This window comes from Enterobacter sp. SECR19-1250, from assembly GCF_013391025.1.
GTDB lineage: Bacteria > Pseudomonadota > Gammaproteobacteria > Enterobacterales > Enterobacteriaceae > Enterobacter > Enterobacter cloacae.
Genome location: NZ_JACASJ010000008.1, coordinates 64,879 through 81,295, shown reverse-complemented (window position 1 = coordinate 81,295; position 16,417 = coordinate 64,879). Strand labels below are relative to the sequence as shown.

The 16,417-nt window shown below is 54.8% G+C and carries 16 protein-coding genes; 3 read left to right on the top strand and 13 right to left on the bottom strand.

The genetic code is table 11. The features are described from left to right. Window positions 1–261: 261 nt before the first annotated feature. From hemG to pepQ, 4 genes are read right to left on the bottom strand one after another with little or no spacing between them, the layout of a single operon-like run. Entirely contained in the window at window positions 262–807 is a 546-nt protein-coding gene (gene hemG / locus HX884_RS03900; protein ID WP_048972348.1) for a menaquinone-dependent protoporphyrinogen IX dehydrogenase, read from the bottom strand. Window positions 808–817: 10 nt separating this feature from the next. Next, on the bottom strand, window positions 818–2,269 hold the full coding sequence (trkH, locus tag HX884_RS03895) for a Trk system potassium transporter TrkH (RefSeq protein WP_057072764.1): 1,452 nt from the start codon (window positions 2,267–2,269) through the stop codon (window positions 818–820). 40 nt (window positions 2,270–2,309) lie between these two features. Continuing rightward, complete coding sequence (locus HX884_RS03890; protein WP_013099228.1) at window positions 2,310–2,924, bottom strand: IMPACT family protein; 615 nt, start codon at window positions 2,922–2,924, stop codon at window positions 2,310–2,312. Next, window positions 2,924–4,255 carry a Xaa-Pro dipeptidase gene (gene pepQ, locus HX884_RS03885; protein ID WP_013099229.1) on the bottom strand — a complete coding sequence of 444 codons (1,332 nt, stop codon included), beginning with the start codon at window positions 4,253–4,255 and terminating at the stop codon, window positions 2,924–2,926. The genes HX884_RS03890 and pepQ overlap by 1 nt, the downstream gene beginning before the upstream one ends. A gap of 190 nt (window positions 4,256–4,445) precedes the next feature. Here pepQ and fadB point away from each other — a divergent pair, with 190 nt between their 5' ends. Both fadB and fadA read left to right on the top strand, forming a co-directional pair. Then, window positions 4,446–6,635, top strand: a complete 2,190-nt coding sequence (gene fadB, locus HX884_RS03880; RefSeq protein ID WP_178327670.1) for a fatty acid oxidation complex subunit alpha FadB — start codon at window positions 4,446–4,448, stop codon at window positions 6,633–6,635. Window positions 6,636–6,644: 9 nt separating this feature from the next. Then, window positions 6,645–7,808 carry an acetyl-CoA C-acyltransferase FadA gene (fadA, locus tag HX884_RS03875; RefSeq protein ID WP_178327669.1) on the top strand — a complete coding sequence of 388 codons (1,164 nt, stop codon included), beginning with the start codon at window positions 6,645–6,647 and terminating at the stop codon, window positions 7,806–7,808. A 182-nt stretch (window positions 7,809–7,990) separates the two neighbouring features. On the opposite strand, the gene fre is transcribed toward fadA, so the two are convergent. Then, window positions 7,991–8,692 (bottom strand): NAD(P)H-flavin reductase, encoded by a 702-nt coding sequence (fre, locus tag HX884_RS03870; RefSeq protein ID WP_013099232.1) that lies wholly within the window; start codon window positions 8,690–8,692, stop codon window positions 7,991–7,993. A gap of 30 nt (window positions 8,693–8,722) precedes the next feature. Continuing rightward, window positions 8,723–10,225 (bottom strand): 4-hydroxy-3-polyprenylbenzoate decarboxylase, encoded by a 1,503-nt coding sequence (gene ubiD / locus HX884_RS03865; RefSeq protein ID WP_161496900.1) that lies wholly within the window; start codon window positions 10,223–10,225, stop codon window positions 8,723–8,725. Window positions 10,226–10,398: 173 nt separating this feature from the next. Between ubiD and rfaH the strand changes: the two genes are divergently transcribed. Continuing rightward, window positions 10,399–10,890 (top strand): transcription/translation regulatory transformer protein RfaH, encoded by a 492-nt coding sequence (gene rfaH, locus HX884_RS03860; protein ID WP_013099234.1) that lies wholly within the window; start codon window positions 10,399–10,401, stop codon window positions 10,888–10,890. Here rfaH and tatD read toward each other — a convergent pair. The 7 genes from tatD to ubiE form a co-directional block, all read right to left on the bottom strand. Continuing rightward, on the bottom strand, window positions 10,887–11,669 hold the full coding sequence (gene tatD, locus HX884_RS03855) for a 3'-5' ssDNA/RNA exonuclease TatD (RefSeq protein ID WP_178327668.1): 783 nt from the start codon (window positions 11,667–11,669) through the stop codon (window positions 10,887–10,889). The genes rfaH and tatD overlap by 4 nt on opposite strands. Window positions 11,670–11,710: 41 nt before the next feature. Next, entirely contained in the window at window positions 11,711–12,481 is a 771-nt protein-coding gene (gene tatC, locus HX884_RS03850) for a Sec-independent protein translocase subunit TatC (protein ID WP_013099236.1), read from the bottom strand. 2 nt (window positions 12,482–12,483) lie between these two features. Then, window positions 12,484–13,026 carry a Sec-independent protein translocase protein TatB gene (gene tatB, locus HX884_RS03845; RefSeq protein WP_023621768.1) on the bottom strand — a complete coding sequence of 181 codons (543 nt, stop codon included), beginning with the start codon at window positions 13,024–13,026 and terminating at the stop codon, window positions 12,484–12,486. Between the two features lie 3 nt (window positions 13,027–13,029). After that, entirely contained in the window at window positions 13,030–13,284 is a 255-nt protein-coding gene (tatA, locus tag HX884_RS03840; protein WP_013099238.1) for a Sec-independent protein translocase subunit TatA, read from the bottom strand. Window positions 13,285–13,360: 76 nt separating this feature from the next. Next, window positions 13,361–15,001: a ubiquinone biosynthesis regulatory protein kinase UbiB gene (ubiB, locus tag HX884_RS03835; protein ID WP_057071190.1), complete on the bottom strand. Its 1,641-nt coding sequence runs from the start codon at window positions 14,999–15,001 to the stop codon at window positions 13,361–13,363. Continuing rightward, window positions 14,998–15,603 carry a ubiquinone biosynthesis protein UbiJ gene (gene ubiJ, locus HX884_RS03830; protein WP_029883134.1) on the bottom strand — a complete coding sequence of 202 codons (606 nt, stop codon included), beginning with the start codon at window positions 15,601–15,603 and terminating at the stop codon, window positions 14,998–15,000. The genes ubiB and ubiJ overlap by 4 nt, the downstream gene beginning before the upstream one ends. 13 nt (window positions 15,604–15,616) lie before the next feature. Next, window positions 15,617–16,372: a bifunctional demethylmenaquinone methyltransferase/2-methoxy-6-polyprenyl-1,4-benzoquinol methylase UbiE gene (gene ubiE, locus HX884_RS03825; protein ID WP_178327667.1), complete on the bottom strand. Its 756-nt coding sequence runs from the start codon at window positions 16,370–16,372 to the stop codon at window positions 15,617–15,619. Window positions 16,373–16,417 lie beyond the last annotated feature (45 nt).

Here is a 16,417-nt window from a genome sequence, read left to right as displayed (position 1 = left end):
TCCATGTCACTTTGAGTGCCCACACAGATTGTCTGATAAATTGTTAAAGAGCAGTGCCGCTTCGTTTTCGCTGCGGCGCGGGGTGTGCATATTACGCTTTCCCGCTTCAGAGTCAAGCGTTTAATTTGCTTTTCTCTGCTGACCCGGCGGCGTGTGTGCCGTTGTTCCGTGTCAGTGGAGGCGCATTATAGGGAGTTATTCTGAAGTGACAAGCACAAAATACAAAAAACTTTTCGTTCGCTCACTTTTCAAACTCCACGCTTAAATACGCCGCGATTCGGGTGATAAATGCGCGATTTCCCGGGCAAAACTGCTCACCTGCGTCCAGTCGGTATAAACCACTTCTTTACGCGTATCGGTTTCACCGCCGGTCATTTTCATAATCAGCCGAATCATAAAGCGGTCATACCAGCGATAGCGGGGATAACGCAGCGCCCCTGCAAAGACGGCACACACGTCTGGCTGCCATGGCGAATTCAGCAAAAACTTGCGCGTGTAGCTGTTGGTCTGCGGTGTACGCTTTTCAGGTTTGCGGGCCACCAGATTGACCGAGTAGAACGCCCCGGGCAGCTTATTGAGCGCTGCCGTATGCTTTTTCACAAAGCGATCCAGCGCAGGATGGAAATGCCCGTAACGGATAGACGCCCCAATCACCACGCGGTCGTAATCCTGCCAGGCGATTTGCTCCGTACGGTTCAGGTTCACCACATCAGAGTAAATGCCCAGCTCTTGTAGTTCAGAAGCCAGATAAGAGGCAATCTCACGCGTTTGCCCGTCTCGCGTAGAGAATAGAATAAGTGTTTTCACCGACGACTCCTTACTCGCGCCAGAATGTTGGGGTGAACAGCACCAGCAGCGTAAAGACCTCAAGACGCCCAAACAGCATATTGGCGATTAGGATCCATTTCGCGACCGGGTTCATACTGGCAAAGTTATCCGCCACGACCCCCAGGCCAGGCCCGAGGTTATTAAGTGTTGCCACAACGGACGCAAAGGCAGAGAAATCATCCACCCCCGTCGCGATGATTGCCAGCATACTGACGATAAAGACCAGGGCATACGCCGAGAAGAATCCCCACACCGCTTCGAGAATACGTTCCGGCAGGGCACGGTTGCCCAGCTTGATGCTATAGACTGCATTTGGGTGAACCAGGCGTTTTAATTCACGGTTCCCCTGCTTGAAGAGCAGCAGAATACGAATCACCTTCAGGCCACCGCCCGTCGACCCTGCGCAACCACCAATAAATGCCGAGCACAGCAGCAGCACAGGCAGGAACAGCGGCCAGCGTGCAATGCTGTCCGTGGTAAAACCTGCGGTTGTCGCCATCGACACCACCTGGAAGAACGCCTGGTTTAGCGTGGTCAGCGCCGAGTTATAGACATCGTGGAACCAGAGCACCAGCGTACAGATGACCACCAGCGTGAGCTGGACGCCAATAAACATACGGAACTCCGGGTCGCGCCAGTACACCTTCAGGCTACGTCCGCTGAGTAATGAGAAGTGTAGACCGTAGTTACAGCCGGAGATCAGCAGGAAAATAGCAATAATGGTGTTGATCGTTGGACTATCAAAGTAGCCCACACTGGCATCGTGGGTAGAGAACCCGCCGATGGCGATTGTCGCAAAGCTGTGCCCGATGGCATCGAACGCGGGCATACCGGCAAACCACAGCGCCAGCGCACAGGCAAGGGTCAGTAAAACATAAATCAGCCACAGGGTCTTCGCCGTCTCGGCAATACGCGGGCGCATCTTGTTATCTTTCAGTGGCCCCGGCATTTCTGCCCTGTACAACTGCATGCCCCCGACGCCCAGGATAGGAAGGATGGCCACCGCCAGAACAATGATCCCCATACCACCGAACCATTGCAGCATCTGGCGATAAAAGAGAATGGCGTGGGGTAATGAATCCAGCCCAACCAGCGTAGTCGCGCCGGTAGTCGTTAAGCCGGAGAAGGATTCAAAAAAGGCATCCGTGATGCTCAGATTGGGCTGTTCAGAGAAGATAAAGGGCAGCGAACCGACGCTTCCCAGCACCGTCCAGAACAGCACCACAATCAGAAACCCTTCACGTGATTTCAGCTCACCTTTCTGACGACGGTTTGGCCACCACAGCAGCGAGCCAATCGCCAGCGCAACAAAGAAGGTCTGGGTAAATGCCCGCCCCGCGCCGTCCCGGTAGATAAGCGCCACCAGTCCTGGGAGAATCATCGTCCCGGAAAAAAGTATGACCAGCAGTCCAACGATTCGGGTTATGGCACGAAAATGCATCTCTGCCGCTTCCTTTGGTATTCAAAAAGTGAGGTGGGGATTATTCTTCAATCGGCAGCAATTGCAACGAACCGCGACTAAAATCCGCCAGTTTTGCCGAAAAAGCAGCCTGTTCAGCCTGAGGAAGCGCCACGCGCAATTGCACCATTGCCTGGTAATCACTGTGTGCAATCACACCGTTAAACTGTTTAAGCAGCGCTTCGACACCCGATAGCTGGGCGTAGTCGCACAACAAAGTATATTCGGTGAGTGGCGTTTTGCGGGTGGTGACCAACATATTAAGCGCCTGCTGTACGCCCCCGCCATACGCTTTCACCAGCCCACCGGTACCTAATAAAATGCCGCCGTAGTAGCGAACAACCACGGCGGTGATTTCACCCACGCCACTGCCCATGAGCTGGGAAAGCATAGGTTTACCGGCAGTACCCGCCGGTTCACCGTCATCAGAAAAACCCAGCTGCTGCGAATCGTCTGGCGGCCCGGCGACCCACGCCACGCAGTGGTGACGGGCGTCGGGATGCGCAGCGCGGACAGACTCAACAAACGCCTTTGCCGCCTCTACGCCATCGGTGTGTGCCAGCAGCGTAATAAAGCGGCTTTTCTTGATTTCTTCAACAAAGGTGACCGGCTCAGCCGGTATCAGCCAGCTTTCCATCAGGCCAGCTTCAGGTCTCGCGTCATATTCTCGATACCGTTCTCATGAATCACGACGTTATCTTCGATACGAATACCGCCAAACGGTTTCAGCGCGTCAATTTTTTCCCAGTTGAAGTGCTTGCTGAACTGACCTTCGCGCCATGGCGCTAACAGCGATTCGATAAAGTAGATCCCCGGCTCGATGGTCAGCACCATGCGCGGCTCAAGGATACGCGTGCAGCGCAGGTAAGGATATTTAGACGGCGCGGCGAGGTGCGTGCCGGTATCATCCTGCATAAAGCCCGCAACATCATGAACCTGCAGACCCAGCGGGTGGCCTATACCGTGCGGCATAAAGGGTCCGGTCAGATCGTTTTCGACCATCGCCTCTTCGCTCATGTCTTTCACGATCTGGTGTTTACGCAGCAGTTTAGCGATGCGCTGATGGAACTGGATATGGTAATCCACATAGCTGGTTCCGGCTTTCATGGTGCTGATAAGCGCCAGTTGCTCATCGTTAACGTCTTTAATCAGATGCGCAAAATCGGTATCCGCATTGGCCGCCCAGGTACGGGTCAAGTCAGCCGCGTAGCCGTTGTACTCTGCGCCTGCGTCCAGCAGGAAGCTGCGCATCTCAGACGGCACATGGTGATCCAGTTTGGTGTAATGCAGCACAGAGGCATGCTCATTCAGAGCGACGATGTTGCTGTAAGGCACATCGGTGTCACGGTGACCGGTCGCGGTGAGGTACGCCTGATTGATATCGAACTCGCTCATACCGGACTGGAAGGCTTCATGCGCTGCACGGTGACCATTCACCGCCGTTTTTTGCGCTTCACGCATGCAGTAAAGTTCGTAGTCGGTTTTATACGCGCGGTAATAGTGCAGGAAATCCAGCACTCCTTTCGGGTTGAGTTTGTCCGCCGGGATATCCAGACCCAGCGCACGCTCCGGGACCGGGCCAATGTAGGCAATATTGCCACGCGCGGCAGGCAACTGGCTGCCAATACCGTCAGCTTTTGGTAAAGCCATGACGTCCACTTCTTCTGTCCAGAAGCTGGTCGGCAGCGGCTCAACGTTGTGCCAGTAATCCACAGGCAGATAGAACCACAGTTTCGGCTTGTTCACGCCATCCACCAGCAACCAGCAATTTGGCACCTGTGTTACCGGCACCCAGGCTTTAAACTGCGGGTTAACCTTAAACGGATACGCATGGTCATCCAGGAAGGTATTCATCAGCTCGCCGGAGTGGATTAACAGCGCATCCAGCTTAAAGCGGGCAAGTACATCACGGGTACGTTCCTGTAGGGTAACGATATGATTTTTATAAAGCGAAGCCAGTGAGTCCATCATTCTTCCTTTCGTTTTCTTGACCTCAAGTCCTCGCATCTTAGCACACCTGTCTCCGGCTGCGTGATTTCCACCGACCGTGATCAATGCAGCAATTTCTTAATGAGTAATTTGCATTTTATTAACATAAATCCCACACTCCGACTCATCTGGTATGACCAGATCCACTTGCTGGATTCAGGAGACTGACATGCTCTACAAAGGCGACACCCTGTACCTCAACTGGCTGGAAGATGGCATTGCCGAACTGGTGTTCGATGCCCCCGGCTCAGTCAACAAGCTCGATACCGCGACGGTGGCCAGTCTTGGCCAGGCGCTGGATGTACTTGAAAAGCAAACTGATTTAAAGGGGCTGCTGCTGCGCTCGAACAAAGCGGCCTTTATTGTTGGTGCCGATATCACCGAATTTCTTTCACTGTTCCTGGTGCCTGAAGAACAGCTGAGCCAGTGGCTGCACTTTGCCAACAGCGTCTTTAATCGTCTGGAAGATCTGCCTGTCCCGACCCTTTCCGCCGTTAACGGCTACGCGCTGGGCGGCGGCTGTGAATGCGTGCTGGCCACCGACTACCGCCTCGCCACGCCGGATCTGCGCATCGGCCTGCCGGAAACCAAACTGGGCATTATGCCGGGCTTTGGCGGCTCCGTACGTATGCCGCGCATGCTGGGTGCCGACAGCGCGCTGGAAATTATTGCCGCAGGTAAAGATGTTGGCGCAGAGCAGGCGCAAAAAATCGGCCTGGTTGATGGCGTCGTGAAGCCAGAAAAACTGATTGAAGGCTCCCTCGCCATTCTGCGTCAGGCCATTAACGGCGATCTCGACTGGAAGGCCAAACGCCAGCCGAAACTGGAGCCGTTAAAGCTCAGCAAGATTGAAGCAGCCATGAGTTTCACCATCGCCAAGGGCATGGTGATGCAGACGGCGGGTAAACACTATCCGGCGCCGATCACGGCGGTGAAAACCATCGAAGCCGCAGCCCGCTTTGGCCGTGACGAAGCCCTGAAACTCGAAAACCAGAGCTTTGTCCCGCTGGCACATACCAATGAAGCCCGCGCGCTGGTGGGTATCTTCCTCAACGATCAGTTCGTGAAAGGCAAAGCAAAACAGCTGACGAAAAACGTTGAGACGCCAAAACATGCGGCGGTACTTGGCGCTGGCATTATGGGCGGTGGCATCGCTTACCAGTCCGCCTGGAAGGGCGTGCCGGTGGTGATGAAAGACATCAGCGACAAATCCCTGACGCTGGGGATGACCGAAGCGGCCAAGCTGCTCAATAAACAGCTGGAACGCGGCAAAATTGACGGTCTGAAACTCTCAGGCGTGATCTCTACTATCCAGCCCGTACTGGAATACACCGGTTTTGACCGCGTCGATGTGGTGGTTGAGGCCGTGGTAGAGAACCCGAAAGTGAAGAAAGCGGTGCTGGCCGAAACGGAAGAGAAAGTGCGTCCGGAGACCGTACTGGCCTCTAACACCTCGACGATTCCGATTAGCGAGCTGGCAAGCGTCCTGAAGCGCCCGGAAAACTTCTGCGGAATGCATTTCTTCAACCCGGTGCATCGCATGCCACTGGTCGAAGTGATCCGCGGCGAAAAAACCTCTGACGACACCATCGCAAAAGTGGTGGCGTGGGCCAGTAAGATGGGCAAAACCCCGATTGTGGTCAACGACTGCCCGGGCTTCTTCGTCAACCGCGTACTGTTCCCTTACTTCGCTGGTTTCAGCCAGCTGCTGCGCGACGGCGCGGACTTCCGTAAAGTCGACAAAGTGATGGAAAAACAGTTCGGCTGGCCGATGGGGCCGGCGTATCTGCTGGATGTGGTTGGCATTGATACCGCGCATCACGCGCAAGCGGTTATGGCGGCGGGCTTCCCAAAGCGCATGCAGAAAGATTATCGCGATGCGATTGACGCCCTGTTTGACGCCAACCGCTTTGGTCAGAAAAACGGTCTGGGCTTCTGGCGCTATAAAGAAGACAGCAAAGGCAAACCGAAGAAAGAAGAAGATCCGGCGGTGGATAGCCTGCTGGCCGGAGTTAGCCAGCCAAAACGTGACTTCACTGACGATGAAATCATCGCCCGGATGATGATTCCGATGATCAACGAAGTGGTGCGTTGCCTGGAAGAAGGCATTATCGCCAGTCCGGCAGAAGCCGATATGGCGCTGGTCTATGGCCTGGGCTTCCCTCCGTTCCACGGCGGCGCGTTCCGCTGGCTGGATACGCTCGGCAGCGCCCGCTATCTCGATATGGTGCAGCAGTATCAGCACCTCGGCCCGCTGTATGACGTGCCGGAAGGGCTGCGTAATAAAGCGCGCCATAACGAATCCTATTACCCAGCAGTTGAGCCAGCCCGTCCGGTTGGCGAGCTGAAAACGGCTTAAGGAGTCACAATGGAAAAGGTTGTCATTGTTGATGCGATTCGCACCCCGATGGGCCGTTCAAAAGGCGGCGCATTCCGTAACGTGCGTGCAGAGGATCTCTCAGCGCACCTGATGCGTAGCCTGCTGGCGCGTAATTCGGCGCTGGACCCGGCTGCGCTCGACGATATCTACTGGGGCTGTGTGCAACAGACGCTTGAGCAGGGCTTCAACATCGCCCGCAATGCTTCGCTGCTGGCGGAGATCCCACATTCGGTGCCGGCAGTTACCGTCAACCGTCTGTGTGGCTCCTCAATGCAGGCACTGCATGATGCGGCGCGTATGATCATGACCGGTGACGCGCAGGCCTGCCTGGTCGGCGGCGTGGAGCACATGGGCCATGTGCCAATGAGCCACGGGGTCGATTTCCACCCGGGCATGAGCCGTAACGTGGCGAAAGCCGCAGGAATGATGGGCCTGACCGCTGAAATGCTGTCCCGCCTGCACGGAATTAGCCGTGAAATGCAGGATACCTTCGCCGCGCGTTCTCATGCTCGTGCATGGGCCGCCACGCAATCCGGCGCGTTTAAGAATGAGATCATCCCGACCGGCGGCCATGATGCTGATGGCGTTCTGAAGCAGTTCAGCTACGACGAAGTGATCCGCCCGGAAACCACCGTTGAAGCGCTATCCACCCTGCGCCCGGCGTTTGACCCGGTCACCGGTACGGTCACGGCAGGTACCTCGTCGGCGCTGTCTGACGGAGCGGCCGCGATGCTGGTAATGAGCGAAAGCCGCGCCCGCGAGCTGGGGTTAACGCCTCGCGCCCGGGTGCGCTCAATGGCGGTGGTAGGCTGCGATCCTTCTATCATGGGTTACGGCCCGGTTCCGGCCTCGAAGCTGGCGCTGAAGAAAGCGGGATTGACCACCAGTGATATCGACGTGTTCGAGATGAACGAAGCCTTCGCCGCGCAGATCCTGCCGTGCATTAAAGATCTGGGGCTGATGGAGCAGATCGACGAGAAAATTAACCTCAACGGCGGCGCGATCGCCCTCGGTCACCCGCTGGGCTGCTCCGGGGCGCGTATCAGCACAACGCTGATTAACCTGATGGAACGCAAAGACGCGCAGTTTGGTCTGGCAACGATGTGTATTGGGTTGGGTCAGGGTATCGCAACGGTGTTTGAGAGAGTGTAAGTAAGGAAAAGTATCTCAAAGCCAATGCCGTCAGAACAAGGCGGCAAGCGAGCGAATCCCGATGAGCTTACATTAGTAAGTGATTCGGGTGAACGAGCGCAGCCAACGCAGTTATGGCGTCATTGGCGAAGAGAGACAGTTTAGTTGCCGTTCTTCCCGCCTGTCAGGGGCGGGTTTTTTATTTAGATAAACGCAAAAGCATCGCCAAACAGACGATCTTCACGCGCATCTCGTTCGTTACAGAACAGGTCACGGGCAATTTTCGCCATCTCAAAGCGGCCAGCGATATAGATATCGTGCCCTGCCAGCGTGCCATGATCCTGCAGTACCGCCGTTAGCACTGTGCCGCTACGCCCACGCCAGCCCTCTTCCGGCTGCTCAACCACCGGTTCAACACGCAGGTTGGGATGGTTAACGCTCAGCGCTTCAAGCTCAGAGAGATCGTAGAGATGTTTCTCTTCGCGGCCCCCCCAGTAGATAGTGATATCACGGTTCGGGTTACGCGCCAGGGCCGTCAACAGAATAGAGCGCACGTAGGAGAAGCCTGTACCACCGGCAATCAGGATCAGCGGACGGTCTTCATCGTCACGCAGCCATGCATCACCGTGGGGAATATCCACCACGATCTCGCGCTCTTTAAGAATGCGGTCCATGACGGCCATTGCATACAGGTTAAGCTCTGACGCACCAATATGAAGCTCAATAAATTCCTGCTCCGCTGGCGTTGAGGCCATAGAGAAAGGACGCTTATCACGTTCATCCATCACGACCATCAAGTACTGACCAGCACGGAAAGAGAATGCCGCTTCAGGCACTAAACGGACGCGATATACGGTGTCGGTGATAGCATCTACCGAGGTCACTTTACAGCTTAAGGTTGTCATTCGCTCTCTCTGTCAGGAAGTCTATAGGGCTTAACGGTCAGCCTGCGGTTTACCGTTATTCATTATGGCCAGTTCGTCCCAGATCGCGTCAATTCGCGCGGTCACAGCAGGATCTTTCTTGATCGGGCGACCCCATTCACGGTCGGTTTCGCCAGGCCATTTATTTGTGGCATCCAGTCCCATTTTTGAGCCAAGACCGGAGACCGGCGAGGCAAAATCCAGATAATCTATCGGCGTGTTTTCCACTAACACCGTATCGCGCGCCGGATCCATTCGCGTGGTAATGGCCCAGATAACATCATTCCAGTCGCGGGCGTTAACGTCATCATCGCAGACAATCACAAATTTGGTATACATAAACTGGCGCAGGAAAGACCATACGCCCATCATCACGCGTTTAGCGTGACCAGGATACTGCTTCTTCATTGTGACCACCGCCAGGCGATACGAGCATCCTTCCGGCGGCAGATAGAAATCAACAATTTCCGGGAACTGCTTTTGCAGGATCGGCACAAACACTTCATTCAGCGCCACACCCAGTACTGCAGGTTCATCCGGTGGACGTCCGGTATAGGTGGAGTGATAAATCGCATCTTCACGCTGGGTAATGTGCGTGACGGTAAACACCGGGAAGTTATCCACTTCGTTATAATAGCCCGTGTGGTCACCGTACGGGCCTTCGGGTGCCAGCTCGCCCTGTTCAATGTAACCTTCCAGGACAATCTCTGCACTCGCGGGCACTTCGAGGTCGTTAGAGATACACTTCACGACTTCCGTTTTGGTGCCACGCAGCAGTCCTGCAAAGGCATATTCAGAGAGTGTATCCGGCACTGGCGTTACCGCGCCCAGAATGGTGGCGGGGTCGGCCCCTAACGCAACTGAGACCGGAAAACGCTCGCCCGGGTGTGCAGCGCACCACTCCTGGAAATCCAGCGCGCCGCCGCGATGCGACAGCCAGCGCATGATGAGCTTATTCTTGCCAATCAGCTGCTGGCGGTAAATACCCAGATTTTGACGCTCTTTATGCGGCCCGCGTGTGACGGTGAGCCCCCAGGTAATGAGTGGCGCGGCATCTTCAGGCCAGCACTGCATGATCGGGATTTTGGTCAGATCTACCGCATCCCCTTCCAGCACTTTCTGCTGGCACGGCGCACCGCGCAGACGTTTGGTTGGCATGTTCAATACCTGCTTAAACTGCGGCAGCTTGTCGAACAGATCGCGGAAGCCTTTCGGTGGCTCCGGCTCTTTCAGAAACGCCAGCAGTTTACCCACTTCACGTAACGCCGTGACGTCCTCCTGGCCCATGCCCAACGCCACACGGCGAGGGGTTCCAAACAGGTTGCACAGCACCGGCATTGAATAACCCTTCGGGTTTTCAAACAGAAGTGCCGGGCCACCGGCACGCAGGGTGCGGTCAGCAATTTCTGTCATTTCCAGATAAGGATCGACAGGAAGCGTAATGCGTTTGAGTTCGCCCTGCTTTTCCAGCAGCGTCAGGAAGTCGCGGAGATCGTGGTATTTCATGCAGTTAATCATGGCCTCTCTGTAAGCGCTTCATTATACGGCGTAAGCCTGCGTGATGCTGTAATTTTGTTAAATTAGCGTGAACTTCTGCATCCTGTTCCCTTTTCGGCCATTATAATCAACTTAGCGATCCCGCCAGGGTTTTGATATGCTTGCGCCCGAAACTAAGGGAAAGAGTGATTATGCAGGCCTGGTATTTACTGTATTGCAAACGCGGGCAACTTCAGCGCGCGCAGGAACATTTAGAACGTCAGTCTGTAAATTGCCTGACACCCGTGATCACGCTTGAAAAAATGCAGCGCGGGAAGCGCACAACCGTCAGTGAGCCGCTATTTCCGAACTATTTGTTCGTGGAATTCGACCCGGAAGTGATCCACACCACCACCATCAGCGCCACGCGCGGCGTCAGCCATTTTGTTCGTTTTGGTGCGCACCCGGCAACGGTGCCGTCGACGGTGATCCATCAGCTTTCGGTTTATCAACAACCTGAAGATATTACCGACCCGGAAACCCCGTACGCGGGAGACAGTGTCGTCATCACCGAAGGTGCCTTCGAAGGCCTGCAGGCGATTTTCGCCGAGCCGGACGGTGAAGCACGCTCCATGTTATTGCTCAATCTGCTTAATAAGCAGGTGCTACAGAGCGTGAAAAACACCGACTTCCGTAAAGTTTAAAAATCAATGCCAAACAGGCGACGCACGTTGTCATCCGTCTGCGCAGATAACCCGTGCGGATCCTCTCCGCGCCACTGCGCCACGCTCATGACAATATTCCCCAGCCATGCCGGTTCGTTACGTCGCGATGCCGGTTTTGGTTTGATATCGCGCGGCAATAAATAAGGCGCATCGGTTTCGAAGAGCAACCGGTCGGCCGGGATCACCGGCAACAGTTCGCGAAGCTCCAGCCCGCGGCGTTCATCGCACACCCAGCCGGTAATCCCCAAATAAAGCCCACGATCCAGACAGTCCAGCGCCTCCTGACGTGAACCGGTAAAACAGTGCAGCACCGCGCCTGGCAGTTTATCCAGCCAGGGATCCAGCAGCGCGAGGAAGCGCTCATGCGCGTCGCGACAGTGCATAAACACCGGCATTTCAAGCTCGGCCGCCAAGGCAAGTTGCGCCGTAAACGCTTTTTCCTGCTCGGCAGGGGTGGAAAAATTGCGGTTGAAATCGAGCCCACATTCCCCGATAGCCACCACTTCGGGGGTTTTCGCCAGCCTGTGAATGATTTGAGCGCTCTCCGACGTCCACTGGCTGCTGTCATGAGGATGCACGCCCGCGGTAGACCAGCAACGGTCGTAGCGTTGGGCCAGCTGTTGCGCCTGCTCGCTTTCATGCAGGTTGGTGCCTGTCAGCAACAATCCTTTTACGCCAGCGGCAAACGCGCGCGCCACGACGTCGTCGCGATCTTTGGCAAACTGTGAACTGGTCAGGTTAAGTCCAATATCAAACATGCAATTCCCCATATGACAACCGCCCTGACGGGCGGCTGGTTTTACTCTTCAGTGCTCTTTTCAGAGACGTCGTCTTCGTCCTCTGACCGACGCCCTTTCCCCACATAGAAACGTGAGAAGAAGACGCCTACCTCAAACAGACAGTACATCGGTATGGCCAGCAGCGTTTGCGAGAAGACATCGGGCGGCGTCAGCAGCATGCCGACCACAAATGCGCCGACCAGAATATACGGACGCTTTTTACGCAGGTCTTCTGGTGTGGTTACACCCACCCAGCAAAGCAGCACAATCGCAACCGGCACTTCGAACGCCACGCCGAATGCCATAAACAGCGCCATCACAAAGCTGAGGTAGCTGGCAATATCGGTCGACACCTGTACCCCTTCCGGCGCGGTATGCGTCAGGAAGCCAAAGGCCAGCGGGAAGACAACAAAATAGGCAAACGCCATGCCGATATAGAACAGCAGCGAGCTGGAAACCAGCAGCGGGATCACCAGTTTGCGTTCATGCTTATACAGAGCGGGCGCCACAAACGCCCAGATCTGATACAGCAGGATGGGTGCAGAAGCGATCAACGATACCCAGAACGTGAGCTTAATGGGCGTAAAGAACGGCGAAGCAACGTCCGTCGCGATCATCGTTGCGCCCAGCGGCATCTGCTTTATCAGCGGCGCGGAGACAACCTGGTAGATGTCATTGGCGAAATAAACCAGGCATAAGAAAATAACGAAAACCGCAATAATGCAGTTTAACAGGCGCTTACGCAGCTCAATGAGGTGCGTAATGAGCGGTTGAGTATCATCTACTGCCATGTTTACGCTTTATCACTCGACGAGGGGGATGATTCGGTAACAGGCGCGGCGGGCTTTGCTTCTGCCGCGTTGACCACAGGGTCTTCCGGCTGCGCCTGTTTTTTCAGTTCAGGTTCCTGCGGCGTATGTTCAGGCGCGGTGGCCTGATGCTCCGCGCTGGCAGGCGTTACGCCCTCGCGCTGCGCTTCACTATTTTTCACCACCGGGTTATGGATGGTGTTCGCTTCATCGCTCGCTTTTTCAGGATCGTTAACGCTGTAGGAGCGCTTCATGGATTCTGCCGCTTCGCGCAGTTCATCCATGGAGGCTTTCAGTTCCGGCGTCAGGTTATCCATGCTCGCCTTCTCAACCTTTTTCAGGCTTTCCTGAAACTCCTGCAGCTTAAGTTCCTGCGCCAGCTCGTTCTGTACGGTGGATGCCAGCGAACGAAGCGCACGCACCCACCCCACAACCGTTTTTACTGCAACGGGTAAACGCTGTGGCCCCAGCACGATGAGGCCAATCACAAAGACCAGCAGCAGCTCACTAAAACCAATGTCGAACACGACTTACACCTGCTCTTTATCGTGGCGTTTAGCGTCTTCCTTTTTGGCATCTTCTTGCTTGTCGGAGATGGATTTAGCAGTAAAGTCAGCGTCCTGGCTGGTTTTATCCTGCTTGCTCTCATCATCGCTCATTGCTTTCTTGAAGCCTTTGATAGACGCGCCCAGATCGGAACCGATAGAACCGAGCTTTTTGGTGCCAAACAGCAGCACGACGATGACGGCAATAATGACTAATTGCCAGATACTGATACCACCCATACATATTCCTCAGAGATAGATGATTAATTAGTCAGACCGCATTATACGTATGCGACCTGGTGATAGCGATGCCTGTTCAGCGCGTCTTTCTCCAGCCAACGAACCAGACCACTATTCCGGCAGCCATTAGCCAGGCGGGCATCATCTGCCAGTCCGGACGGTTGATTAACAACAACGTACCACTGAGCAGCAGGGTTGCGCCAATGCCAAACAGATAGCGAGACTGGCCCTGGCGTATGCGGTTCGACTGAAGCTCGTGGGCGATTTTATCCATGCTGAGCTGAAGGTTCTTGCTCTGACGCAAACTGTCATACACCAGTTCAGGAAGTTCCGGCATTTTTTCAACCCAGAACGGGGCTTTCTCTTTGAAAGCCCGCACCAGAGCCGGAATGCCAACCTGATCCTTAATCCAGGATTCCAGGAACGGTTTCGCGGTCTTCCACAAGTCTAACTGAGGATAGAGCTGTCGACCTACACCTTCAACGTAAAGTAATGTTTTCTGAAGTAAAACAAGCTGTGGCTGCACTTCCATATTGAAGCGGCGAGCGGTGTTAAACAGATTCAGCAACACGTGACCAAACGAGATTTCTGCCAGCGGTTTTTCAAAAATCGGTTCACAGACGGTACGGATGGCAAACTCAAACTCTTCGACATTGGTGTCCGGCGGAACCCAACCTGAGTCAACGTGCAGTTCAGCCACTTTACGGTAGTCACGATTAAAGAAGGCGATAAAATTCTCCGCCAGATAACGCTTATCTTCTTTATTGAGCGAGCCGACAATGCCGCAATCAATGCCGATATATTGCGGGTCGTCCGGATGCTCATAGCTCACAAAGATATTGCCCGGATGCATGTCTGCGTGGAAAAAGCTGTCGCGGAAGACCTGAGTAAAGAAGACCTGTACGCCACGTTCAGCCAGCAGCTTCATGTTCGTTCCCTGTTTCTCCAGGGCCACGACATCCGAGACGGGAATACCGTAAATACGTTCCATGACCATCATGTTCTGGCTGCAGTAGTCAGAATAGACTTCAGGAACATACAGCATCGGGCTGTTTTCAAAATTGCGCCGTAGCTGAATGGCGTTTGCCGATTCGCGCAGCAGGTTTAGTTCATCGATCAGCGTTTTTTCATATTCCCGTACCACTTCCAGCGGGCGCAGGCGGCGTCCGTCAGGGAGCAGACGCGGAACCCAGCGCGCCAGACGATAGATAAGCTTCATGTCCGCTTTGATGATCGGCAGAATATCCGGGCGGATAACTTTGATAACGACTTCTTTGCCATTCTCTTTCAGACGCGCGGTATGCACCTGGGCAATGGAGGCAGAAGCCAGCGGCTGAATGTCGAAATCGTCGAACCAGGTCTCAACAGGAATATTGCCCATCGCCTCTTCGATCTGTTTTTTCGCGCGCACGCCGTCAAACGGGGCCACGCGATCCTGCAGCAGTGCCAGCTGATCGGCAATCTGGGGCGGGAAAAGATCGCGACGGGTAGAGAGCATTTGGCCGAACTTAATCCATACCGGGCCCAGCTCCTGTAGCGCCAGACGCAGGCGTTCACCCAGTGGCTGTCCTTTGTGGCGATTAGGCATCCAGAACAACATCCGCCGCCAGATACGAAGCGGCAGCGTGATACGCATTTTGGGGATAAGCTCATCGAGCCCGTAACTCAAAAAGGTGTGGACGATAAAATAGAGGCGCCGAATTTCACCAGGCGTCATTTGCCCTCCAGTTTTTCCAGCCGTTTGGTTAACGCATCAACCGCACGTTCAACAGCCGCAGTCTCTTCCGCGAACCAGGCCACTTCCAGCGGTCCAGGGGCCATACGCCACTCTTCAGTCAGCACTTCTGCCGCATAGCGCTGCTGACGTTGCAGGCTTTTACGCAGGAAGGCGGTACCACCATGCAGGGCTTTGCCGATCCCTTCCGCTGCAATGTCGCCAATAAACGGGGCAAGCAGTTCCGCCGGGTCAAACTCGGCTAAATCGCTGAGCGCAACGAAATTTTGTACGACCTGAATGTCGCCTTCCACTTCCAGCTCACCGCTGCGGATCAGCGCCGTCAGCTGCTGACGGTCACGCAGTTTTGGCAGCACGCTCATGCGCGTGATGACAGAGCAATCGGCGTCTCCTTCCCACTCCCCCAGAACATCAAGCTGGCGTTCGCTGAAGACCAGCACAAGCGGCGTCGAGAACTCTTTTAAAACGATCCGCAATACCTTCCCGTTAAGTCGCTGCCGCGCGGCTTTTAGCGCTGGCGCACGATAGAGAAAGGCATTCAGTACATTTTCGATGCCTGCGGTGACTAAGGGTTTAAAGGGCACAGGACACCTCCACTCAGAACTTATAAACGCGATGCAGTGCGACGACACCCGCCGTCATGTTGAAATACTCAACGTTTTCAAACGCCGCATCCTGCATCATGGCCTTCAGGGTGTCCTGATCCGGGTGCATGCGAATGGATTCCGCCAGATAGCGGTAGCTTTCTGCGTCGTTTGCCACCAGCTCGCCAATACGCGGCAGAACATGGAATGAATAGGCATCGTAGGCTTTGCTCAGTGGCTCGATAATCGGTTTGGAGAACTCAAGCACCAGCAGACGTCCGCCCGGCTTCAGCACGCGATACATTGAGCGCAGCGCTTTTTCTTTATCGGTGACGTTACGCAGGCCAAAAGAGATAGTGATGCAGTCAAAGGTATTGTCCGGGAACGGCAGCGCCTCGGCGTTTGCCTGCACATATTCCACATTCCCCACCACGCCGATGTTGCGCAGCTTCTCACGCCCCATTTTCAGCATGGAGTCGTTAATATCAGCCAGAACAACACGCCCGGTTTCACCCACCAGACGGGAGAATTTCGCGGTCAAATCGCCCGTGCCGCCGGCAAGGTCCAGTACCGTTTGTCCACGACGCACACCGCTACAGTCGATGGTGAAGCGCTTCCACAAGCGATGAATGCCGAATGACATCAAGTCATTCATCACATCGTACTTCGCCGCCACGGAATGAAATACGTGGGCCACCATGTCAGCTTTCTGCGCTTTGGCGACAGTCTGAAAGCCAAAGTGCGTTGTGTCTTGTGAATCGTCAACCATCTCAGAGCCTGCTTATCAGTAAAATGTTCGTGAAGTGTAACAGAT

Excerpts from the sequence above, each read along its gene's own strand:
- trkH (WP_057072764.1), bottom strand. The coding sequence starts at position 2,269 with ATGCATTTTCGTGCCATAACCCGAATCGTTGGACTGCTGGTCATACTT.
- HX884_RS03890 (WP_013099228.1), bottom strand. The coding sequence starts at position 2,924 with ATGGAAAGCTGGCTGATACCGGCTGAGCCGGTCACCTTTGTTGAAGAA.
- pepQ (WP_013099229.1), bottom strand. The coding sequence starts at position 4,255 with ATGGACTCACTGGCTTCGCTTTATAAAAATCATATCGTTACCCTACAG.
- fadB (WP_178327670.1), top strand. The coding sequence starts at position 4,446 with ATGCTCTACAAAGGCGACACCCTGTACCTCAACTGGCTGGAAGATGGC.
- fadA (WP_178327669.1), top strand. The coding sequence starts at position 6,645 with ATGGAAAAGGTTGTCATTGTTGATGCGATTCGCACCCCGATGGGCCGT.
- fre (WP_013099232.1), bottom strand. The coding sequence starts at position 8,692 with ATGACAACCTTAAGCTGTAAAGTGACCTCGGTAGATGCTATCACCGAC.
- rfaH (WP_013099234.1), top strand. The coding sequence starts at position 10,399 with ATGCAGGCCTGGTATTTACTGTATTGCAAACGCGGGCAACTTCAGCGC.
- tatD (WP_178327668.1), bottom strand. The coding sequence starts at position 11,669 with ATGTTTGATATTGGACTTAACCTGACCAGTTCACAGTTTGCCAAAGAT.
- tatC (WP_013099236.1), bottom strand. The coding sequence starts at position 12,481 with ATGGCAGTAGATGATACTCAACCGCTCATTACGCACCTCATTGAGCTG.
- tatA (WP_013099238.1), bottom strand. The coding sequence starts at position 13,284 with ATGGGTGGTATCAGTATCTGGCAATTAGTCATTATTGCCGTCATCGTC.
- ubiB (WP_057071190.1), bottom strand. The coding sequence starts at position 15,001 with ATGACGCCTGGTGAAATTCGGCGCCTCTATTTTATCGTCCACACCTTT.
- ubiE (WP_178327667.1), bottom strand. The coding sequence starts at position 16,372 with ATGGTTGACGATTCACAAGACACAACGCACTTTGGCTTTCAGACTGTC.